We start from the raw sequence: 17,095 nt of genomic DNA on the forward strand, positions 1-17,095 counted from the left end.
ATGCGCCATGACGGCAAGCTCTACCGGGCACTGAACCCGATCTATGCCCACGAACCGCTGTCGGGCCGCGGCGCCGAACTCTATGGCGGACGCTTCAATCCGAAAGGCGTGCCAGCCCTCTACACCTCGCTGTCGGTCATGACGGCGCTGCGCGAAGCCAATCAGGTCGGCAATCTTCAGCCGACGACGCTCGTCGCCTATGAGGCGGAGATCGACGGCATCTTCGACTGCCGCGATGATGTCGCGCTGGCGGCAGAGGGAATGAATGCGGCGGCGATCGCCGACACGACCTGGCGGGATCAGATGAGGACCGACGGCGAGGCGAAGACACAGGCTCTCGCCCGGCGCCTGATCGGCGCAGGCTATAACGGCCTGCTGGTCCGCAGCTTCGCCGCCGGCTCGACGGTGGAGGATTTGAACCTCGTCCTGTGGCGATGGTCCAACGCGCCGCCGGCACGGCTCGCGCTGATCGACGACGAGAACCGCCTGTCGCGCTGAAGTGGTCAGGCGGCGGCCCGCTCGGACGGCTTTTCGGTATCAGCAGCGAGATCGGCCTCGATCGCCGCGAGTTGACGCCGCTTTTCCGCCAGCTCCTCGGCAAAGGCGAACGCGCCCCCGTCGCGGGACCGGTAGGAGGCAAGACGTCGCCGAGCATCAGCGAGACGCTGCCGAAATCGCTCCTGCTCGCCATCGAAATCGTCGAGGGCATGCTCGAGACGTGAGATCGCGCCGAGGGGCGTGACGGTCACCGGCAGGTCGATTTCACATTCAGATCCCGTCCGGAGGAGCAGGGTGCTGTAGCGATAGTCATCGCGCCCGAATCGCTCGCCGGAATATTCGAGATCGAAGCCGCCGACCGAGGCGATCACGCTCTCATCCTCCCGCTGCAACTGCACGAGCGTCAGGATCTCCTTCATCAGCGCCCGGCCGGCCTCCTTGCGCTCGCCATGGGTCTTGCCGGTCACGGTCATCGCGAAAGCGTCGCCGGTGGTTGGGACCAGGCGCGCGATATCCTGCTCGATCTCGCCGATGCGCCGGGTCGCGAACTCGATCTCGCGCTCGGCGTCGCGGATCTGGCGGCGAACGGCGAACTGATCGTCCTGGTGGGCGGCACGGAGCCGTTCGAGACGGGCGATGCCCGCTTCGAGTCCGGCCTTCTGCATCAGCCGCTGGTCGCCGGAGGCGATCGCCTTCGCCATGGCGAACTGGTTGGCCTGGCCTTCGCCGAGATCATCGAGACGCCGGACCGAGGTGTCGCCGGACAGCGCGGCGGCGATGAAGCGAGCCTTGCGCTCGTTGTTCTGCCACATGGTCGCGTCGAGCGAGCCTTCCGTCGCATAGGCGAAAATGTCGATGACGTCGTGCTGATTGCCCTGCCTCTCGATCCTGCCCTCGCGCTGCTCAATGTGCGAGGGGAGCCAGGGCACGTCGAGATGGTGCAGGGCTTTCAAGCGGAGCTGCGCATTGACGCCGGTGCCCATCGTCTCCGAGCTTCCGAGAAGGAAGCGGACCCTGCCCGCACGCACGTCACCGAAGAGCCGCTGCTTCGCCTCCGACTTCTTGTAATCCTGCATGAAGGCGATCTCAGTGGCCGGCACGCCCATCCGGACGAGCTCGTCCCGGATCCAGCGATAAGCCGAGAAGCCGCGCGTCTTCTCCACGCTGATCGTACCCAGGTCGGAAAAGATCATCTGCACGGCACCAGAGAGCTCGAACGGCTTGCCGTCGGCCCGCAGGTAGGTGTTCTCCGCCGTCTCCTTCCAGATGCGGAAGGCATTGGCGACGAGCAGGTTCAGCTTGTTGTCCGGCTCGTTGTCATTGTCCGGATCGACGAGACGCAGGTCGATCGCGGCGTGGCGTCCGTCGGTGATGACCGAGAGCAGGATGTCGTCGCCCGGCTCCGGCGGCCGGTCGCGCATTTCGATCGCCTTGATGCGCTCGTCCAGCAGGAGCTGATAGCGCTTGAACGCCGCCGTGGGCTTCGCGGTGACGATCTGCCGCCGGCCGGTCGAGATCGTGGGGACCCTCACATAGCGTCGGAGGTCTGCCGGCATCACCACATCCGCGAAAGAGCGGAACATGGCGATCAGCTCCGGCACGTTGACGAAGGTGGCGAAGCGGGTGACCGGCTTGTATTTGCCCGACGGCTGCAGCTCAAGCTCGGTCGAGACGTCGCCGAAGGTCGAGGCCCAGGCATCGAACTCATGCAGCCCACGTTCGAGGAGCGCGGCGTATCCGAGGTAACGCTGCACGGAGAACATCTCGCCGAGCGTGTTGGTGATCGGCGTGCCGGAGGCGAGCACGAGCGCGCGGCCCGGGTTTTTCGTCTCGACAAAGCGGGACTTCACATAGAGGTCCCAGGCACGTTGTGAGCCGTTCGGATCGACGCCCTTCAACGTCGACATGTTCGTCGCGAAGGAGAGCTTCCTGAACTCCTGCGCTTCGTCGACGATGATCTGGTCGACGCCGATCTCGGAGATGGTGAGCAGATCGTCCTTGCGTGTCGCCAGCGATTCCAGGCGCTCTTTCAGCCCTTCCTTCAATCGCTCGAGGCGCTTGCGCGAGACGCGATCGTCGCTCTCGACCTTGGTCAGCAGCGTCTCGTAGAGCTCGAGCTCGTCCTGAATCATCTGCTGCTCGAAAGCCGAGGGCACGGAGATGAACCGGAAGGCCGAATGCGTGATGATGATCGCGTCCCAGGTCGACGTCGCCGCGCGCGATAGGAAGCGATGTCGCTTCTCCTTCGCGAGATTGGTCTCGTCGGCGACGAGGATGCGCGCACTGGGATAGAGCGCCAGGAACTCGCGCGCGGCCTGTGCCAGGCAGTGCCCCGGCACGACGAGCATCGCCTTGGCAATCAGGCCGAGCCGGCGCTGCTCCATGATCGCCGCCGCCATCGTCATGGTCTTGCCGGCGCCGACGGCGTGGGCGAGATAGGTCGATCCGGCCGAGATGATCCGCCAGATGCCACGCTTCTGGTGCCCATAAAGGACAAAGGCGCCAGAGGCGCCCGGGAGCTTCAGATGGGAGCCGTCGAAGGCTCTCGGCGCGATGTTGTTGAAGCGGTCATTGTAGACCCGCGCCAGGCGGTCGGTGCGGTCGGGATCGCACCAGATCCAGCGCTGGAATTCATCCTTGATCCTCGAGAGCTTGGATTTCGCGGCCTCCGTGTCGACGATGTTCAGGACGCGGCGCTCGCTATCGCCGTCCTTCACCGTGTCGAAGATCTGCGGCACGCGGCTGTTCAGCGCATCGGCGAGAAGCTCGCCGGCATGCCGGCGGTCCGTGCCCCATTCCGACGTCCCCGCCGCCATGTAGCCGAGCTGCCGGGCCTCCACGGTCCAGGAGGCCAATTCCGGCATGTGGTGGATCCTGATCTCCGCGCCCATCGTCTCCTTGACGAAGGCGACGACATCCGCCGCCGGAATCCACGGCGCGCCGAGCCGCGCGGTGATGTCGAACGGACTGAGATCGGCCGGCTGCACGCCCTGCAGCGCCGTGACGTTGCGCTTATATTCCGGGTCGAGCGCGGCGGCCGCCTCCGCAGCCTTCAGCTTGTCGCGGACAGCGCCGGAGAGATAGGCATCGGCGGTCTGCCAGGAGCCGTTGGCGGGATCGCGGAAGATCGCGCTGCCGAGCTCGGCGACGAAATCGTCGCGGTCGCGATGTAGCAGCTCGGCGATGTGGTCGATATCGACGCGACCGCGCTCGTTCAGCACCACGGCCAGTGCGTCGGCCGCGTTGGTGATCACCGGCGCCGCCGGCGGCGAGATCACACGCTGCGTGAAGATCGGCCCGGGCTTCGCCGTGTTGGTCTCGAGGTCGTAGTCCTCGATCGAGGCGACCAGCCAGCAATCGGGATCGTCGAGGAAGGGCTGGAGGTTCGGCCGACGATGCGTCTCGCGCACCTCGCCCGTCTCCTCGTCCTCGGTCATGGAGACCGTGGTGAAATTGATCGGGCCGAAGTCGCGGACGAAGCTCGACCAGGCGATGCGCAAGCGGACCTGCGCATCCTTCCACGGCCGGTCGAGCTCCTGGCATTTGAGCACCTCGCGTACGGCGTCACGGATCGGGATGAGCTTCTGGACGATGCGGACGTGCTTCTCGGGGACGCCGTCGGCGCTGCGCCCCTTGCGAACCTTGACCGCGACGGGGCTGCCGTCGAGGACCTGCATCAGGCCGCGGGCCTTGTCGAAGACATAGCTGCCTTCGCGGACATGCCGATCGCCCGGGAGGTCGCGAGCGGCTTGGTCGGCGCCATCCTCAAGGTCAAGGTCGATTATGCCGGGCTCGCCGTCATAGACGGCTTCCGGAAGACGCTTGATCGCCGCCGGGAGCACGGCGCCAAGATCCTCGCCCTCGCGCGGAAGGCAGGTATAGGTCTCGCCGAAGGGTTCGGAGGCGAGCGCATGCGTGCCGAGCACGAAGGTGGGATACATCGCGAACCAGCGGTTCACGCGGATGGCGCCTTCGTCCTCCGTCGCCGGTCGCACCTCGTCGAGATCGAGCCATGACGGATCGCCTTCGGCGTCGCCGATCTTGCGCTTGCGGAAGAAGAGGAGGTCGACCACCACGTCGGTGCCTGCGCTGGCGCGAAAGCTGCCCTCGGGCAGCCGGATCGCGCCGACGAGATCAGCCGATTTCGCGATGTGCTCGCGCGCGCTGCCGTCGGCCTTGTCCATCGTGCCCGCGCTGGTCACGAAGGCCGCAAGCGCCCCCGGCTTCAGCAGATCGATCGCCCGCGCAATGAAATAGTCGTGTAGGCGGAGACCCATCGACCGATAGACGCGATCCGCACGCACGGTGCGATCGGAGAAGGGCGGGTTGCCGATCGCGAGGTCGAAATTCGCCGGCAGCTCGGTGCGGGCGAAATCGCCGGCGATGATCCGCGCTCGTGGCTGCAGCAGCCGGACGATGCGTGCCGTGACCGGATCGAGCTCGATGCCGGTGACATGCGACACGTCGCGAAAAGACTCAGGCATCAGCGCCGGAAACAGGCCCGTGCCGACGCCTGGCTCGAGAATCCGCCCGCCGCGCCAGCCGAGTTGCTGAAGCCCCGTCCACACCGCGCGGACAACGAATTCCGGGGTGAAGTGCGCATACTGGGTGCAGCGCGCGAGCGACGCTCGGTCGAGATCGCCGACAGCATCCTCCAGATCCTCGCCGATCGCCTCCCAGCCTTTGCGGAACTCAGCTTCGCCGGGGCGCCGGAACACGAAATTGGCGAGATCGGAGGCGCCGAATCCGGTGAAGCGGATCAGCTGCGCCTGCTCCTGGAGCGTTGCGGGACGCTCCGCCGCCTCGATCGCGGCCGCGAGGCGAATCGATGCGATGTTGTCATGCGCGCGGTCCTTCCAGCCTTTCGCCAAGGCGCGGTCGCCGGCGAGGTGAAAGTTCACGCCGCGCTCACGCGCCGCACGCTGTGTCGAAGGCGCGGCCCCCGCAGCGGGAGCCGCGGGAGCCGGAGTCGATGGATCGGGATCGTCGTCATCGTCGGGGCCGGAGGCCGCGGTGCCGGCAAAGGCCGTCACGCCGAGGCCAAGCCCCGACGACAGGGCGGTATTGCCGAAGAGATCAAGCGTGAAGGGATCGTCCTGCGCCATGGGAAATGTCTCCTGTGATGAAGGCGCGCGGCATCGGCCCGCCGGAGCGTGCGCCGGAAGGAGCGATGGTCGCGGTGATGGTCGGGAACGGGCGGTCTGGCCCGAGGATGTCAGCGGCGGAACGGCGTGATCGACATGCTGGTGTCGGTCATTTCGATCCGTACATGTGTGGCTCGAGGAACCGCGGCGATTTGCTTCACGAGCATCTCGGCATCGAGAAACTCGATCCCGTCATCGCCGCCGAAATGCTTGCGCTTGTAGTGCCAGTAGTCGGGATTGGTCTTCGGATCGCATTCCTCGGCATAGACGACGAGGGCTCGCTGCCCCTCGGCGAGCTTGCCGTTGGAGAGCAGATAGACTCCCTCGTCGCCGACCAGCCAGAGACCGGGCTTCTCGTCCTTGCCGGGGCGGAGTCCGTAATAGGGATTGCGAAAGCCGCCATTGGCGAGGGCATCGATACGCCCACGCGTGATGACCGCATGGACGTCTGTCACGGAGAAGGTGAACATGGCAGCACCTACGCCGCCATCGCGTCGGGCAGGTAGCGCAGATGCACCGGAAGCTTGGAGCCGATCTCCGCGTCCGTGAGATGGTCGAGCAGCTTGAAGTCGCGGCCCCGATCCCGGCCATAGACGATGACGATGCGCCTGCCGCGCGCGGCAAGCGGGAATCGCCAGTCGGCATAGCCACGATACTCGTCGTTCGTCGCGCTCCAGATGTGCTCGAGGCGCTCGTCCCGGGTCATTGCCTTCGCCGGCCGGGATTCGCGCTCGGTGACCACAGCCTTCAGGCAATCGGGAGAACGTGGATCCGACAGATCGCAATAGCCGTGGAAGTAGCGAACCCGGCCGTCGATCGTCAGCGAGAAAAAGACGCTGGTGATGCTTCCGGTCAGGAATTCGCGCATGGCGAACATGTCGCCACGCATCCAGAGCGGCGGCAGCACCTCGAACATGTAGTCGTGCTCGACCTGACCGATCTCGAACCATTCGCCGCGGTAGAGCGCGCTGTCGTCGCCCTGCCAGCGGTCCGGACGCTGCACGTGGCGGTCGAACATGCGGAACATCTCGCGCCGGTCGGCGACGCCCTCGAAGACCTTGCGGATGGTTGGGAGGTTCATGGCGGGCTCCTTTCAGCCTCGTCGGGCCGGAGCGCGGCTCCCCTTCCCGGGGATCACCATCTTCTCTTCAGCCCTTCATGACCCCTCTCTCGCGGCCGCCTCTCCGTCCGGGCGGGTCAAGGGCCGGCGCAGCCGGGCGAAGCTTCACCCTTGACGCGACCGGCGGGCATGCGGCAGCAGGTTCTCGCCTTCCTCCTCTCCTCCCTTCTTCCTCATCATCCGGAGATCCGCGTTCCAGTCCTCCGCGGTTGGACGCAGGCGCTCGAAGCGGCAGGAGGCCTCATGCGCAATCGCCCGAAGGCGCTCCGCGTAGACGTCACCCTGCCCGTTGTTGTCCGTGGCAGCCACCAGGAAGGCGTTCTCCCGGGTGACGAGGGCCCGGATGGCCGCATCCGTCGACGGCGACCAGCCGCCGCCGGTGCTGAGAAACAGGCTGTCGGGCCGCATGTCCTCGATCACCGCCAAGCTCATGGCGTCGATCGCCGCCTCGGTGAGGCAGAACCGGAATGCGTCGACGGGGCCGAAGCGAAACAGGACCTTGGCGCCACCGGTGGCGAATCCGCGCCACTCGGGTCCCCGCTCCTCCCAACCGGTCACGAGGCCCGTGTCATCGGTGTGCGCCGCCCACATGCTGCCATGCGGACCTTCCCTCAAACGATCATGACGGATCGCGGCGCGGATCGTTGCATCGGAAAGTGCCCGCTCCTCGCCGAGGTAGCGCCAGGTCAAGGATCCGGGCCAGGGTTTGCGGCGGCGGCACCAGCGCTCGCCGACGGCGACGTCCGCCTCCCGCTTCCGCGCTGGCCGCGTCCAGTGGGGCTCCGTGGGGGCAAACCCCACGAGGCCCGCCACATGCTCGAGGCACTCGGGAAATCCGACCCGATCGAGATGTGCGACGAGCGCGTAGACGTCGCCTTTCGCGTCGGACAGCGGATCGAACCAGCCCCTGCCGTCGTGGATGACGATGACGATGTCGTCGCCCCGGCGATATTTGACGGCTCGGCGCGTGCTCTCCTTCAGGTCGATCGCAAAGCCGGCCTTTTCCAGCACGGCGGCGCACATGACACGCTCCTTCAGCTCTTCGACGTCATTCCTTTCCATCGCCTCTTCCCGGCACCCATCGGTGTCCGGCCTTTCCTGCTTGGGGTCTCCTCCCCGCATGTCGCGAGGCGACCCCCAGCTGCCGCGAAGAGCGAAGGCGGCAAGGGCGCGGCTGGCAACTGATGATTTCGGCAGTGCGGTTCGCAAGCCAGCCGCGGCGCAGCTCCCCTTGCCGCCGCCCGCTCGCAAGCGGCATCCCCGGAGGCTCGGCATCGAGACGGGGGCCGATTTGAAGGCGAGGCCGCTTGCCTTTCTGCAGCAGAATTTCGGGAAAGCCGGCTCCTGGTACTATCGGATCGCGCGGGCAATCGACGAAAGGCCCGTCGAGCCCGACCGTCCGCGCAAGTCGGTCGGCGCCGATATCTTCGAGCTCGCTGCCGCGCGGGCTGAGCTCGTACCGCTCATTGCAAAGGTCTGGCGCTACTGCGAGGCGAACGAGATTCGGGGCCGGACCGTGGCGATGAAGGTGAAATACGCCGACTTCCAGTAGATCACGCGCAGCCGGACGGTCGGCGTGGCGATTTCAGCATCAGCGGATATCGAAGCCCTCGCCGTCTCCTTGCTTGCGCGGCTATTCCCGGTCGCAAAGGGCATCCGATTGATCGGCGTGACGGTCTCGTCGTTGGACAGATTGCCTAGTCAGGCCGAGAGAGAGAAGTTCAGCTCCCGCTCCTATAAAGGCCTGCCGCGGGAGGATGCCAAGGCGTCCGAAAAATGCAGCATCGTTCGAACGCCCCGCCGAGCCCGCGATGATCTCGAGCGCCGACGCGAACAGGGTTGGGCGCGTCGCGCATTGTAACACGTAGCCACTGCGCGCCGCACATCAACTCTCGTCCCGGAAGAATCCGGTCGATCGCCACCAGCCCGAAGGGCAGAACTGCACGCTGCTGCGCTGTTCGGCCCTCAAGCCGGACGATCCGTGTCCGATGCTCGGACACGACAGATCGGGGATCGTCTGGCGGGAAAGGGGGCAGGCGGGCTGTGGCTGACCAATGTTTGGATATAAATTCTGGTCAGTGCGCATTTCGAAAGTTGCTACTGACCAATTTTTGTATATAATTTTCGGATAGAAATGAGCGGTCCCATGCCCGACCCGACGTCCGACACCCTCGACCGCATCCATGCCCGGATCGCCCAGGCGGCGCCGGGCGGCGTGTGGTCGCGCGCCGATTTCCTCGACATCGGAACGCCGAACGCCGTCGAGAAAGCACTGCAGCGGCTGACCCTGCGCGGCGACATCCGCCGGCCCTATCGCGGTCTCTACGACAAGCCGGGAGTCAGCAAGCTGACCGGCAAGATGGTGTTTCCGCCGCGCGCCTCGTTCATCGACGCGATCGCACGGCGTGACAAGCTGAGGGTCCTCGTCGACGGCATGACCGCCGCGAACGATCTCGGCCTGACGACAGCCGTGCCGGCGCGCTCGACGATCTATGCCGATACCTATCCCCGGACGATCGAGATCGAGGCGAGCGCCGGCGATCCCAAGGTGACGAAGCCCGTCATCTACAAGCTCGACTTCAAGCGCATCGCGGCGAAGACAGCGTTCTGGGCCGGGCGGCCGGCCATGCGTGTCGTCCAGGCGCTCGCATGGTTTCGGGATGAGAAGGCGAGCCTCGACGCCGCGGTGAACGGCATCGTCCGGCATCTCGAGCGCGATCCGAACCGGGAGAAGGTCGTGGAGGATCTGCGCGACAATATCCACGCGATGCCGGCCTGGATGTATCCGCTGGTCGAGACGATCACGCGCCGGCTAGCTGGGGATCAAAGCGGAAGCGCGCCGGCCACCAAGCGCGCGAAGGGCGATTATGCAGAAGACGTTCGTTGAGATCCTGCGCTCGAGCGTCGACGAACGCCGCGCGCTGTTCGAGACGGTCGCCGCGCATCTTGAGACACAAGCGGAGAACATCGAGAAAGATCTCTATGTCTGCTGGGTGCTCGACTTCCTGTTCAATCGTCGCGGTGACGATCCGATCGGTCTTTACTTCAAGGGCGGCACGAGCCTGAGCAAGGCGTATGGACTGATCCGCCGCTTTTCCGAGGATATCGACATCGGCATCTACAAGGCCGACCTGCATGTCCCGCTTGAAGCTGAGATCGCCGCCCTCCCCTCGGTGAACCAGCAGCAGCGCACGCTGGCGGAGAAGGTCGACGAGGCGGCGCGTCAATACATTTCCGGGCCGCTAAAGGAGCTGCTGGCAAAGGAGATCGCGGCAGTCGAGGAGGCCGCCGAGCTGCCAGGACATTTCACGCTCGGCTTCGGATTCGACAATTATCGCAACAGGGACGCGCTCGACATTCTGGTGGTTGCCTACAAAAGCGTCTTTTATACCTCGGAGAGCTATGTGCAGGCTGCGGTCCGCATCGAGGGCGGCGCGCGCCCCGATCCAGAGCCGGCGGAGCCGCGCAAGATCGTCCCCTACATCGCCGACGAAATGCCGGAGGGGATGGATCTCACGGTTCGCAACGTGACGACCGTCAAGCCGGAGCGGACCTTCTGGGAAAAGGTGCTGATCCTGCACGCGATGACGGAGATGACGGAGAAGCGCCGTGAGGACGCTAATCCGGAACGGCCCGCGCCCGATCTCAATCGGTACTCGCGTCACTACTACGACGTCCATCAGATCTGGACGCATCCCGACTATGGCGTCGCGACCGCGTCGATGCGCGATCTCGCCGAAGCCTGCCGGCAGCACAAGGAGTTGATGTTTCGCGTGCTGGATCATCGCTACGACCGAGCCGTACCGGGTAGCTATCGCCTCGTCCCGACGCCGGACATGCGAGCAAAGCTCGTGGCCGACTATGCGCGTATGACAGCGATGATCTTCGGCACGCCGCCGGCCTTCGCCGACGTGATCGCCAGCATCGAAGCGCTCGAACATCATCTCAATGCGGCGGATGCCGAGGCCGGTGATTCATGACGAATGCGCGGACAGCGGAACTCGCGGCTGATCGCCAAGGGCAGCGCCGCAGCCGATCGGCAGGGCCGGGCAAAGACCTGGCGGGTGCGAAATGACAGGGTAGTTACATGGCTGAGATTTCGGAGAACGCTCCTGCCAGGCTATGGACGTGTCGCCGGCACGGCGAGCGGCTACAACTATTCAAAGGGAAAGGCCGGCTACGCCACAACGTGGGACGAGACAACGCTCAATGCTTTCCTGACGCGGCCGAGGCCGAGCTAGGTCGTACCCGGCACAAAGATGACGGCTGGCGCAATGACGAACCCACAGGACCGCGCCGACATTGTCGCGTATCTGAGGTCGCTGCAGCAGCAATAGGCAGCAATTGCATGCAGATCGTTGATGAGGTTGTGCACACCCCATCAACGTCATCGTGCAAGGGCCCGCCCGGCCCTGGTTGCGACATTATGGGCTCTACCCGCATCGCCCATGCCTCCCGATGACAGATATTGACGCCTAGCAGGCCCTGCTTTCGACGCTCCTCGCCGGGCTGGGCAAGCCCCGCCGGTGCCGAAGTGCTGGCGGGAGCGGGCCACTCAGATCAGCTTGAGCTTCGTGGCGAGAGCCGTCGCCTGTGCCAGGCTTCCTGCATCGAGCGCCTTCCGAGCATTGTTCAGGTGGAAGTTCACCGTCGCGAACGACATGCCCTCGATGGAAGCGATATCCTTCATCGTCTTCCCTTCGGCGGACCATTTTAGGCAGAGAGCCTGCTTCGCCTTCAGATCGATCGCCACGCTGGCCGTCGGTTCCGCACCCTGCTGCTCCATCTTCGCGTGGAGCTGGGCGACCGCCGTCACCGCCGCGATCTGATCGATGTCGGTCTCAAGGTTGAGCGACGGCTTGTGCGATGCCAGCGTCAGCATCGACATGTGCCCGAAAGCCGTCCTCACAGGAATCGAGATTCCGGATCTGATTCCGAAATCACCCGCCTCGGAATAGAAGCGGCGCAGCGGCTTGGAGAGGGAGCGCGGCGCCGCGGCGGCCCATGCAAAGGCCTTCATCTGCTCCTTTGCCATGGAGACGACCGGATCGATCATGGCGTAGTTCTGTGTGAGATATCGGGCCTGCCATTCGGGGGCGTAGTTGGAGACCGCAAAGATGCGCACCGGCTGGACGTTTAGATAGGCATAGCCATCAAACCCAAGATCCTGCACCAGCTCCGCGAGTGCCTCCTTAAGTGTCTGCTCGGTGCGCGCCAGGGAGGAGACATCGGTCAGCCGTTGGAACCAGGTTCTCATCGCATCTACCTTCCTCTCGCATTGTCCGTCGTCAGATGATTTGAGACTGTTGCGGCGTCTCAGGAACGGAGGTTCTGGCTCATCTGGGTTTGAGGTTATGCGGCCTGCAGCTGATGCTGCAAGCGTCTCTGTTGGATGGTCTGGCGCTTGATCCTTTCGCGTTCGGTGAGGATGGCCTGCCCACGACCGAGGTAGACGTCGGCGGGCGTCAGGTTGCCCAGGCTCTCGTGGTAGCGGGCATGGTTGTAATGCTCGACGAAGGCGGCGACCTGCCGTTCGAGATCGCCGGGCAGATAGTATTTTTCCAGCAGGATGCGGTTCTTCAGGGTCTGGTGCCAGCGCTCGATCTTGCCCTGCGTCTGGGGATGATAGGGCGCGCCGCGAACATGCTGCATGCCCTTGCCGTCGAGCCAGGTGGCGAGGTCGGCTGAGATGTAGGAACTGCCGTTGTCGCTCAACAGCCTCGGCCGATGCGCGACCGTGATCCGGTCGAGCCCCGATGCCGCCAGAGCCAGATCAAGCGTGGCAGTGACGTCGTCAGTGCGCATCGTGGCGCAGAGCTTCCAGGCGACGATGAACCGGGAGAAGTCGTCGAGCACGGTCGAGAGATAATACCAGCCCCAGCCCGTGATCTTCAGGTAGGTGAAATCGGTCTGCCAGAGCTGGTTGGGCGCCGTCGTCTTGTCCTTGAACTCGGACGCCGCCTTGATGACGATGTAGGCTGGGCTGGTGATCAGATCATGCGCCTTCAGCAGCCGATACACCGATGCTTCCGAGACGAAGTAGCGCTTTTCGTCGGTGAAGCGCACCGCCAGCTCGCGTGGGCTCAGCTCCGTTTCGCGCAGCGCCAGCTCGACGATCTCGTCCCGAACCGGCTCGGGGATCCGGTTCCAGACACGGTCGGGCCGTGAGCGATGATCGGCAAGCGCCTCGACCCCGCCGGTGAGATAGCGATCGTACCAACGATAGAACGTGGCGCGCGGGATGCCGAGCTTGTCCAAGGTGCGCCGCGCCGGCAGATGCGATCCCTCGACCAGCCGGATGATCTCGGCCTTCTCGGAGGCAGGATACCTCATGTGTCGTCCTCCCCATCCGCGAGCATGCTTTTTTTGAGCAGGCGGTTTTCCAGGGTCAGATCGGCCACGGCCTCCTTCAGCGCCTGCGCCTCACGGCGCAGCTCCTTCACCTCGTCCGAGGTCGCCGCGCGCGCCGTGTCACCGGCGAGACGGCGCTTGCCGGCGTCGAGGAACTCCTTCGACCAGCCGTAATACATCGACGAGGCGATCCCCTCGCGCCGGCACAGCTCGGCGATGCTCTCCTCGCCGCGCACGCCTTCCAGCACGATGCGGATCTTCTCTTCGGCCGAGAACTGCCGCCGCGTCGCTCGGCGGATGTCCTTCACGACCTGCTCTGCCGGTGCTTTCTCCGGCCCGGATTTCTGTCTCATCTGCGCTCCTGAATGGCTGCGATGATCCAGAAATCCTCCCTTCCCGAAAACCATCAAACTGTCTCAAGAGCGCTGACGGCGGACATTCCTTACGATCTCGGCCCCGCCGCGGTCGACCGACAAGGCGACGACCTCGAAGTCTGGTCCGCCGAGCGCTGCTTGCAGCCGGTCGAGCGTCGGCATCTCCTTCCGGCACGAGAGACACCAGGTCGCCCAGACATTGAGGAGAACCACCTTGCCGCGGAAGTCACCAAGGGTCCGGGGTTTGCCTTCGCCATCCGCGAATTGGAGCTCCGGCACAGGCGCAGGCGTCTCGCGCCGCACGAAATTCTGTGGCGGATCGGCGAGCGCCGGTCCGACTGCGGCGACAACGGCAACGAGAGTGAGGGCGAGCCATCTCATGACTGGCCTCCTTTCACCTGCCGGCGCAACCGTTCAATGAGCGGCAGGATTGTCTCGTCCAGCGCCTGCTCGGTGATTGGACCAATCTGTTTGTACGCGATGCGTCCATCGGCGCCGATCACGAAGGTTTCGGGTATACCGTAGACACCCCAATCGATCGCGACCCGACCGTCACGATCGGCCCCGGTGCGGGTGTACGGATCTCCGAGGCTGTCAAGCCAGCGGGCCGCGTCCTCCGGCCGGTCCTTGTAGTTCAGTCCGTGGATCGAGACGGTCTTGTTCCTGGCGAGCCGCAGAAAAAGCGGGTGCTCCGCCCGACAGGAGGCGCACCAGGAAGCGAAGACGTTGACGAGCGACACCTCGCCATGAAGGTCACTGCTCGAAAGACCAAGCGTGCGACCCTCGACCGGCGGCAGACTGAAGGCCGGGACCGGCTTGCCGATCAGGGCCGAGGGAAGCTGGCTGGGATCGTACCCAAGCCGTGCGGCGAATGCGGCCGCGATCCCTCCGAAACCGATGACCGGAGCGGCCAGGAGCAAACGTCGTCGTGTGACGGCGCCGGCCGGCCGCTCGACCGTCTCCGAAGGATGGTGTGTGGTTGCGATCCCGGTCATCGCGGTAAACCTCCAAGGCTGGTCATTCGGTCGCGTAGACGGTTGGAGCCTTGCCGTCCTTCGTGAGGGCGTAGATCACGAACTTCTCGGTCTTGGTGCCCGCCATGCCGGGCGAGCCCATCGGCATGCCCGGAAGCGTGATGCCGACGATCGCGGGCTTCTCAGTGAGCAGCTTGCGGACGACGTTGACCGGCACGTGACCGTCGATCACATAGCCGTCGATGAACGTCGTGTGGCAGCCTTCCAGCTCGGCCGGCACGCCGGCCTTGCGGCTAATCTCCGCCAGATCATTGGTCGGCTTCACGTCGACCTGAAAGCCGTTCTGGCGCAGATAGTCGGCATAGCCCTCGCAGCAACTGCATTGCGGGTTCTTGTAAAGCGTCGCGTGCGTGCCGGTGTCCGCGTTTGCCGAAACCGGCAAGAGCAGGATGGCGGCGCTTCCGAGCAGAAAAATACGTCTTTGCATGAGAGGTCTCCTTCATCAGGTTCGAGTTCAGGCCACACGAAGCACGGTCATCAGGCCGGCCATCTGGTGGTCCATGATGTGGCAATGCAGCATCCAGTCGCCGGGATTGTCGGCGACGAAGGCAATTTCGACGGTGTCCCTGGGCGCCATCAGGACTGTGTCCTGCCACTGCCGATAAGGCACGGGGGCGCCGTTGCGGCTCAGCACCAGCGTGCTGTGGCCGTGCAGATGCATGGGGTGCCACCAGGCGGTCTCGTTGCGCAGCCTCAGCACGACACTGCGTCCGCGCTGGAACGTCAGGGCGGGCTCCATGCCGACGTGACCGTCGCCGGTCATCGACATGCCGTTGATGGCCCAGGCAGCCCCGCCGCCCGTGCCCATCATCCCGCCCATCCCGGCCATGCCGCCGCCACCCATCATGCCGCCCTGCAGCGTCAACTCGTGGCGCTCTGCGTCGGCGAGATCGGGTTCCGGGAGGGGATTGCGCGGGAGGCTAAGCGGCGCGTCGGGAGGATGCGCCCGGATGGGTGGATTCTCGCTATAGGCGAGCTCAGTCACCCCGTAGGACAGGCCGTCGTAGAAATCGTCGATGACGCGGTAGCGGCGCCCCGGCTGGCCCTGCATGTCGATCGCTATGTCGATCCGCATGGCGGGGCCGAGCAGTATCCGGCCACCCTCTGGCTCATGCGGTTCGCAAGGCTGGCCGTCGACCGCCACAACCACCGGCCGGTGCCCCTCGAAGCGCAGCGCCATGACGCGGGCGAGCGAGCCGTTGACGAGGCGCAAACGCACACGCTCGCCGGCCCGCATCGGCTCCTCTTTCGACACGCTGCCGTTGAGCGTGACGGTGTTGCCGACCCGGCCGGACATCGCCGCTTCCATGCGGTTGCCGAAGCCGGCAGCAATCTCACCCTGTGCGTTCAGCCGCCAGTCGGCAAGGAGCCAGAGAAGGTCGCGGTCGACGGCGACCGGTTCGCCTTCCTCGACGATGACGGCACCAGCAAGCCCGCGGCCGAGTTGCTCGAGGCTGTTGGCGTGCGGGTGATACCAGAACGTCCCCGCATCCGGCGGCGTGAATTCGTAGGCGAAGCTCTCGCCGGGCTTGATCGGTGGCTGGGTCAGGCCGGGGACGCCATCCATGGGATTCGGCAATCTGATACCGTGCCAATGGACAGTGGTCTCCTGATCAAGGCGGTTCTCGATGATGAGTCGTGCCGGCACACCTTGGCGTAGACGTACGAGCGGACCGGGCACCATGCCATCATACGCCCAGACATCAGTTTTCGCATGGCCCGGACCAGCAAGGCCCGCGCGGGCCGGCGTCGCCAGGATACGACGCCCGCTCCGTTCCAACGCTCGCGCGGGCAACGGCTCGAACGCCTTTGCCAATAAGAGGCCGGCGCCAGCCTGGAGCAAGCTCCGGCGCGACAGACGGCAAGTGGATTCCATACTCACGCGAGACCCTTCCGATCATCGTTGATGACGGAACGCGTCGGCTGCGCAGTGATCGCGCTGATCATGCTGGTGCGCACGACAAGAGGCGCTCGGACACGCTCATTCGCCCGGCTCAGTCGCGTCTGGCGACGGCCGGAACGTCAGCCGATGTCGGTGGTTCGCGGAGGATAGGGATCGGGCGGCGCCTGCCTTCCATGAAGAAGCACCTCGGGCGACGCGAAGGATGCAACCTTCTGGACGATCGCCACGGGTGCCCCTCGGGGAGCACCGCGAGAACGGAAGTGGCGCAGACAACGCCGCAGGCCATCGCCTTCATGCCGTCATCGCCGCCGCCGTTCGGACACCCCTGGCATCCGTCATGCGTCGACCCGGCCATGTCGGAGGCCATCGCCATTTTCGCGGACATGCCACTCGCTTGAACCGCAGCCAGACTCATCCCCACGGTTACGAAGACCGCGAGGAACACAGCCGCAAGCTTTCGAGCCGACCAACGTTCCATGACAATTCGAAGGATGACGCCAAAATGCGCCGAAAACAAGCCATCACCGATGCTTGCGATCTTGAGCCGCCCACGAAGTAACACGAAATTATTCGGCCTGCCCGCATCAGTCAGCGGAAAAACAGATATTTGATAAGAGCCGCGATCACGAGAGCAATCAGGATGGTCCCGACGACTCCCGCAAGGCCCATAC

General features: G+C 64.9%; 12 protein-coding genes and 2 pseudogenes. 4 read left to right on the top strand and 10 right to left on the bottom strand.

Features of this window, described 5'->3' with window-relative positions; translation table 11 throughout:
* The gene (locus EZH22_RS29550; RefSeq protein WP_203196908.1) at positions 1-498 is read left to right on the top strand and encodes an RES family NAD+ phosphorylase; all 498 of its coding nucleotides are present in this window, start codon (positions 1-3) and stop codon (positions 496-498) included.
* Between the two features lie 5 nt (positions 499-503).
* Here the strand turns inward: EZH22_RS29550 and EZH22_RS29555 are convergent, their stop codons facing one another.
* The 4 genes from EZH22_RS29555 to EZH22_RS29570 all read right to left on the bottom strand — a co-directional run bounded on the left by EZH22_RS29555 (position 504) and on the right by EZH22_RS29570 (position 8,037).
* Positions 504-5,603, bottom strand: coding sequence for a DEAD/DEAH box helicase family protein (locus EZH22_RS29555; protein WP_203196909.1), 5,100 nt, complete (start codon positions 5,601-5,603; stop codon positions 504-506).
* Positions 5,604-5,713: 110 nt separating this feature from the next.
* Positions 5,714-6,112, bottom strand: a complete 399-nt coding sequence (locus EZH22_RS29560) for a DUF3085 domain-containing protein (RefSeq protein ID WP_126280952.1) — start codon at positions 6,110-6,112, stop codon at positions 5,714-5,716.
* 8 nt (positions 6,113-6,120) lie between these two features.
* Positions 6,121-6,723 (bottom strand): DUF1419 domain-containing protein, encoded by a 603-nt coding sequence (locus EZH22_RS29565; RefSeq protein WP_126280951.1) that lies wholly within the window; start codon positions 6,721-6,723, stop codon positions 6,121-6,123.
* A gap of 144 nt (positions 6,724-6,867) precedes the next feature.
* Complete coding sequence (locus tag EZH22_RS29570) at positions 6,868-8,037, bottom strand: DUF3991 and toprim domain-containing protein (RefSeq protein WP_408647763.1); 1,170 nt, start codon at positions 8,035-8,037, stop codon at positions 6,868-6,870.
* Between the two features lie 16 nt (positions 8,038-8,053).
* Here EZH22_RS29570 and EZH22_RS32735 point away from each other — a divergent pair.
* The 3 genes and pseudogenes from EZH22_RS32735 (at position 8,054) to EZH22_RS29585 (ending at position 10,742) form a co-directional block, all read left to right on the top strand.
* Positions 8,054-8,623: pseudogene (locus EZH22_RS32735) on the top strand (DinB/UmuC family translesion DNA polymerase).
* A gap of 285 nt (positions 8,624-8,908) precedes the next feature.
* On the top strand, positions 8,909-9,649 hold the full coding sequence (locus EZH22_RS29580; RefSeq protein WP_126280949.1) for a DUF6088 family protein: 741 nt from the start codon (positions 8,909-8,911) through the stop codon (positions 9,647-9,649).
* A complete protein-coding gene (locus EZH22_RS29585) occupies positions 9,630-10,742 on the top strand; it encodes a nucleotidyl transferase AbiEii/AbiGii toxin family protein (RefSeq protein WP_126280948.1) in 1,113 nt (370 codons plus the stop codon). The genes EZH22_RS29580 and EZH22_RS29585 overlap by 20 nt, the downstream gene beginning before the upstream one ends.
* 575 nt (positions 10,743-11,317) lie before the next feature.
* Here the strand turns inward: EZH22_RS29585 and traR are convergent.
* The 6 genes and pseudogenes from traR to EZH22_RS29615 form a co-directional block, all read right to left on the bottom strand.
* Positions 11,318-12,019: an autoinducer-binding transcriptional regulator TraR gene (gene traR / locus EZH22_RS29590; RefSeq protein WP_126280947.1), complete on the bottom strand. Its 702-nt coding sequence runs from the start codon at positions 12,017-12,019 to the stop codon at positions 11,318-11,320.
* A 95-nt stretch (positions 12,020-12,114) separates the two neighbouring features.
* Positions 12,115-13,466, bottom strand: a protein-coding gene (locus tag EZH22_RS29595) for an IS3 family transposase (protein WP_203196929.1) whose coding sequence is annotated in 2 segments (ribosomal slippage) — positions 12,115-13,130 and positions 13,130-13,466 — 1,353 coding nt in all. Because the reading frame shifts where the segments join, the coding sequence is not laid out codon by codon here.
* A 111-nt stretch (positions 13,467-13,577) separates the two neighbouring features.
* A pseudogene (locus EZH22_RS29600) lies at positions 13,578-13,868 on the bottom strand (TlpA family protein disulfide reductase); the annotation flags it as partial.
* Complete coding sequence (locus EZH22_RS29605) at positions 13,865-14,482, bottom strand: DsbE family thiol:disulfide interchange protein (protein WP_203196911.1); 618 nt, start codon at positions 14,480-14,482, stop codon at positions 13,865-13,867. The pseudogene EZH22_RS29600 and the gene EZH22_RS29605, both read right to left, overlap by 4 nt.
* A gap of 22 nt (positions 14,483-14,504) precedes the next feature.
* Positions 14,505-14,948 (bottom strand): DUF411 domain-containing protein, encoded by a 444-nt coding sequence (locus EZH22_RS29610; protein WP_203196912.1) that lies wholly within the window; start codon positions 14,946-14,948, stop codon positions 14,505-14,507.
* 27 nt (positions 14,949-14,975) lie between these two features.
* Positions 14,976-16,397 (bottom strand): multicopper oxidase family protein, encoded by a 1,422-nt coding sequence (locus tag EZH22_RS29615; RefSeq protein ID WP_203196930.1) that lies wholly within the window; start codon positions 16,395-16,397, stop codon positions 14,976-14,978.
* Positions 16,398-17,095: the final 698 nt, after the last annotated feature.

Origin of the sequence: Xanthobacter dioxanivorans (assembly GCF_016807805.1) — a bacterium.
GTDB lineage: Bacteria > Pseudomonadota > Alphaproteobacteria > Rhizobiales > Xanthobacteraceae > Xanthobacter > Xanthobacter dioxanivorans.

Coding starts and splice junctions, on each gene's coding strand:
- EZH22_RS29550 (WP_203196908.1), top strand. CDS start 1: ATGCGCCATGACGGCAAGCTCTACCGGGCACTGAACCCGATCTATGCC.
- EZH22_RS29610 (WP_203196912.1), bottom strand. CDS start 14,948: ATGCAAAGACGTATTTTTCTGCTCGGAAGCGCCGCCATCCTGCTCTTG.
- EZH22_RS29560 (WP_126280952.1), bottom strand. CDS start 6,112: ATGTTCACCTTCTCCGTGACAGACGTCCATGCGGTCATCACGCGTGGG.
- EZH22_RS29565 (WP_126280951.1), bottom strand. CDS start 6,723: ATGAACCTCCCAACCATCCGCAAGGTCTTCGAGGGCGTCGCCGACCGG.
- EZH22_RS29555 (WP_203196909.1), bottom strand. CDS start 5,603: ATGGCGCAGGACGATCCCTTCACGCTTGATCTCTTCGGCAATACCGCC.
- EZH22_RS29570 (WP_408647763.1), bottom strand. CDS start 8,037: ATGCCGAGCCTCCGGGGATGCCGCTTGCGAGCGGGCGGCGGCAAGGGG.
- EZH22_RS29615 (WP_203196930.1), bottom strand. CDS start 16,397: ATGGAATCCACTTGCCGTCTGTCGCGCCGGAGCTTGCTCCAGGCTGGC.
- EZH22_RS29585 (WP_126280948.1), top strand. CDS start 9,630: ATGCAGAAGACGTTCGTTGAGATCCTGCGCTCGAGCGTCGACGAACGC.
- EZH22_RS29580 (WP_126280949.1), top strand. CDS start 8,909: ATGCCCGACCCGACGTCCGACACCCTCGACCGCATCCATGCCCGGATC.
- EZH22_RS29605 (WP_203196911.1), bottom strand. CDS start 14,482: ATGACCGGGATCGCAACCACACACCATCCTTCGGAGACGGTCGAGCGG.
- traR (WP_126280947.1), bottom strand. CDS start 12,019: ATGAGAACCTGGTTCCAACGGCTGACCGATGTCTCCTCCCTGGCGCGC.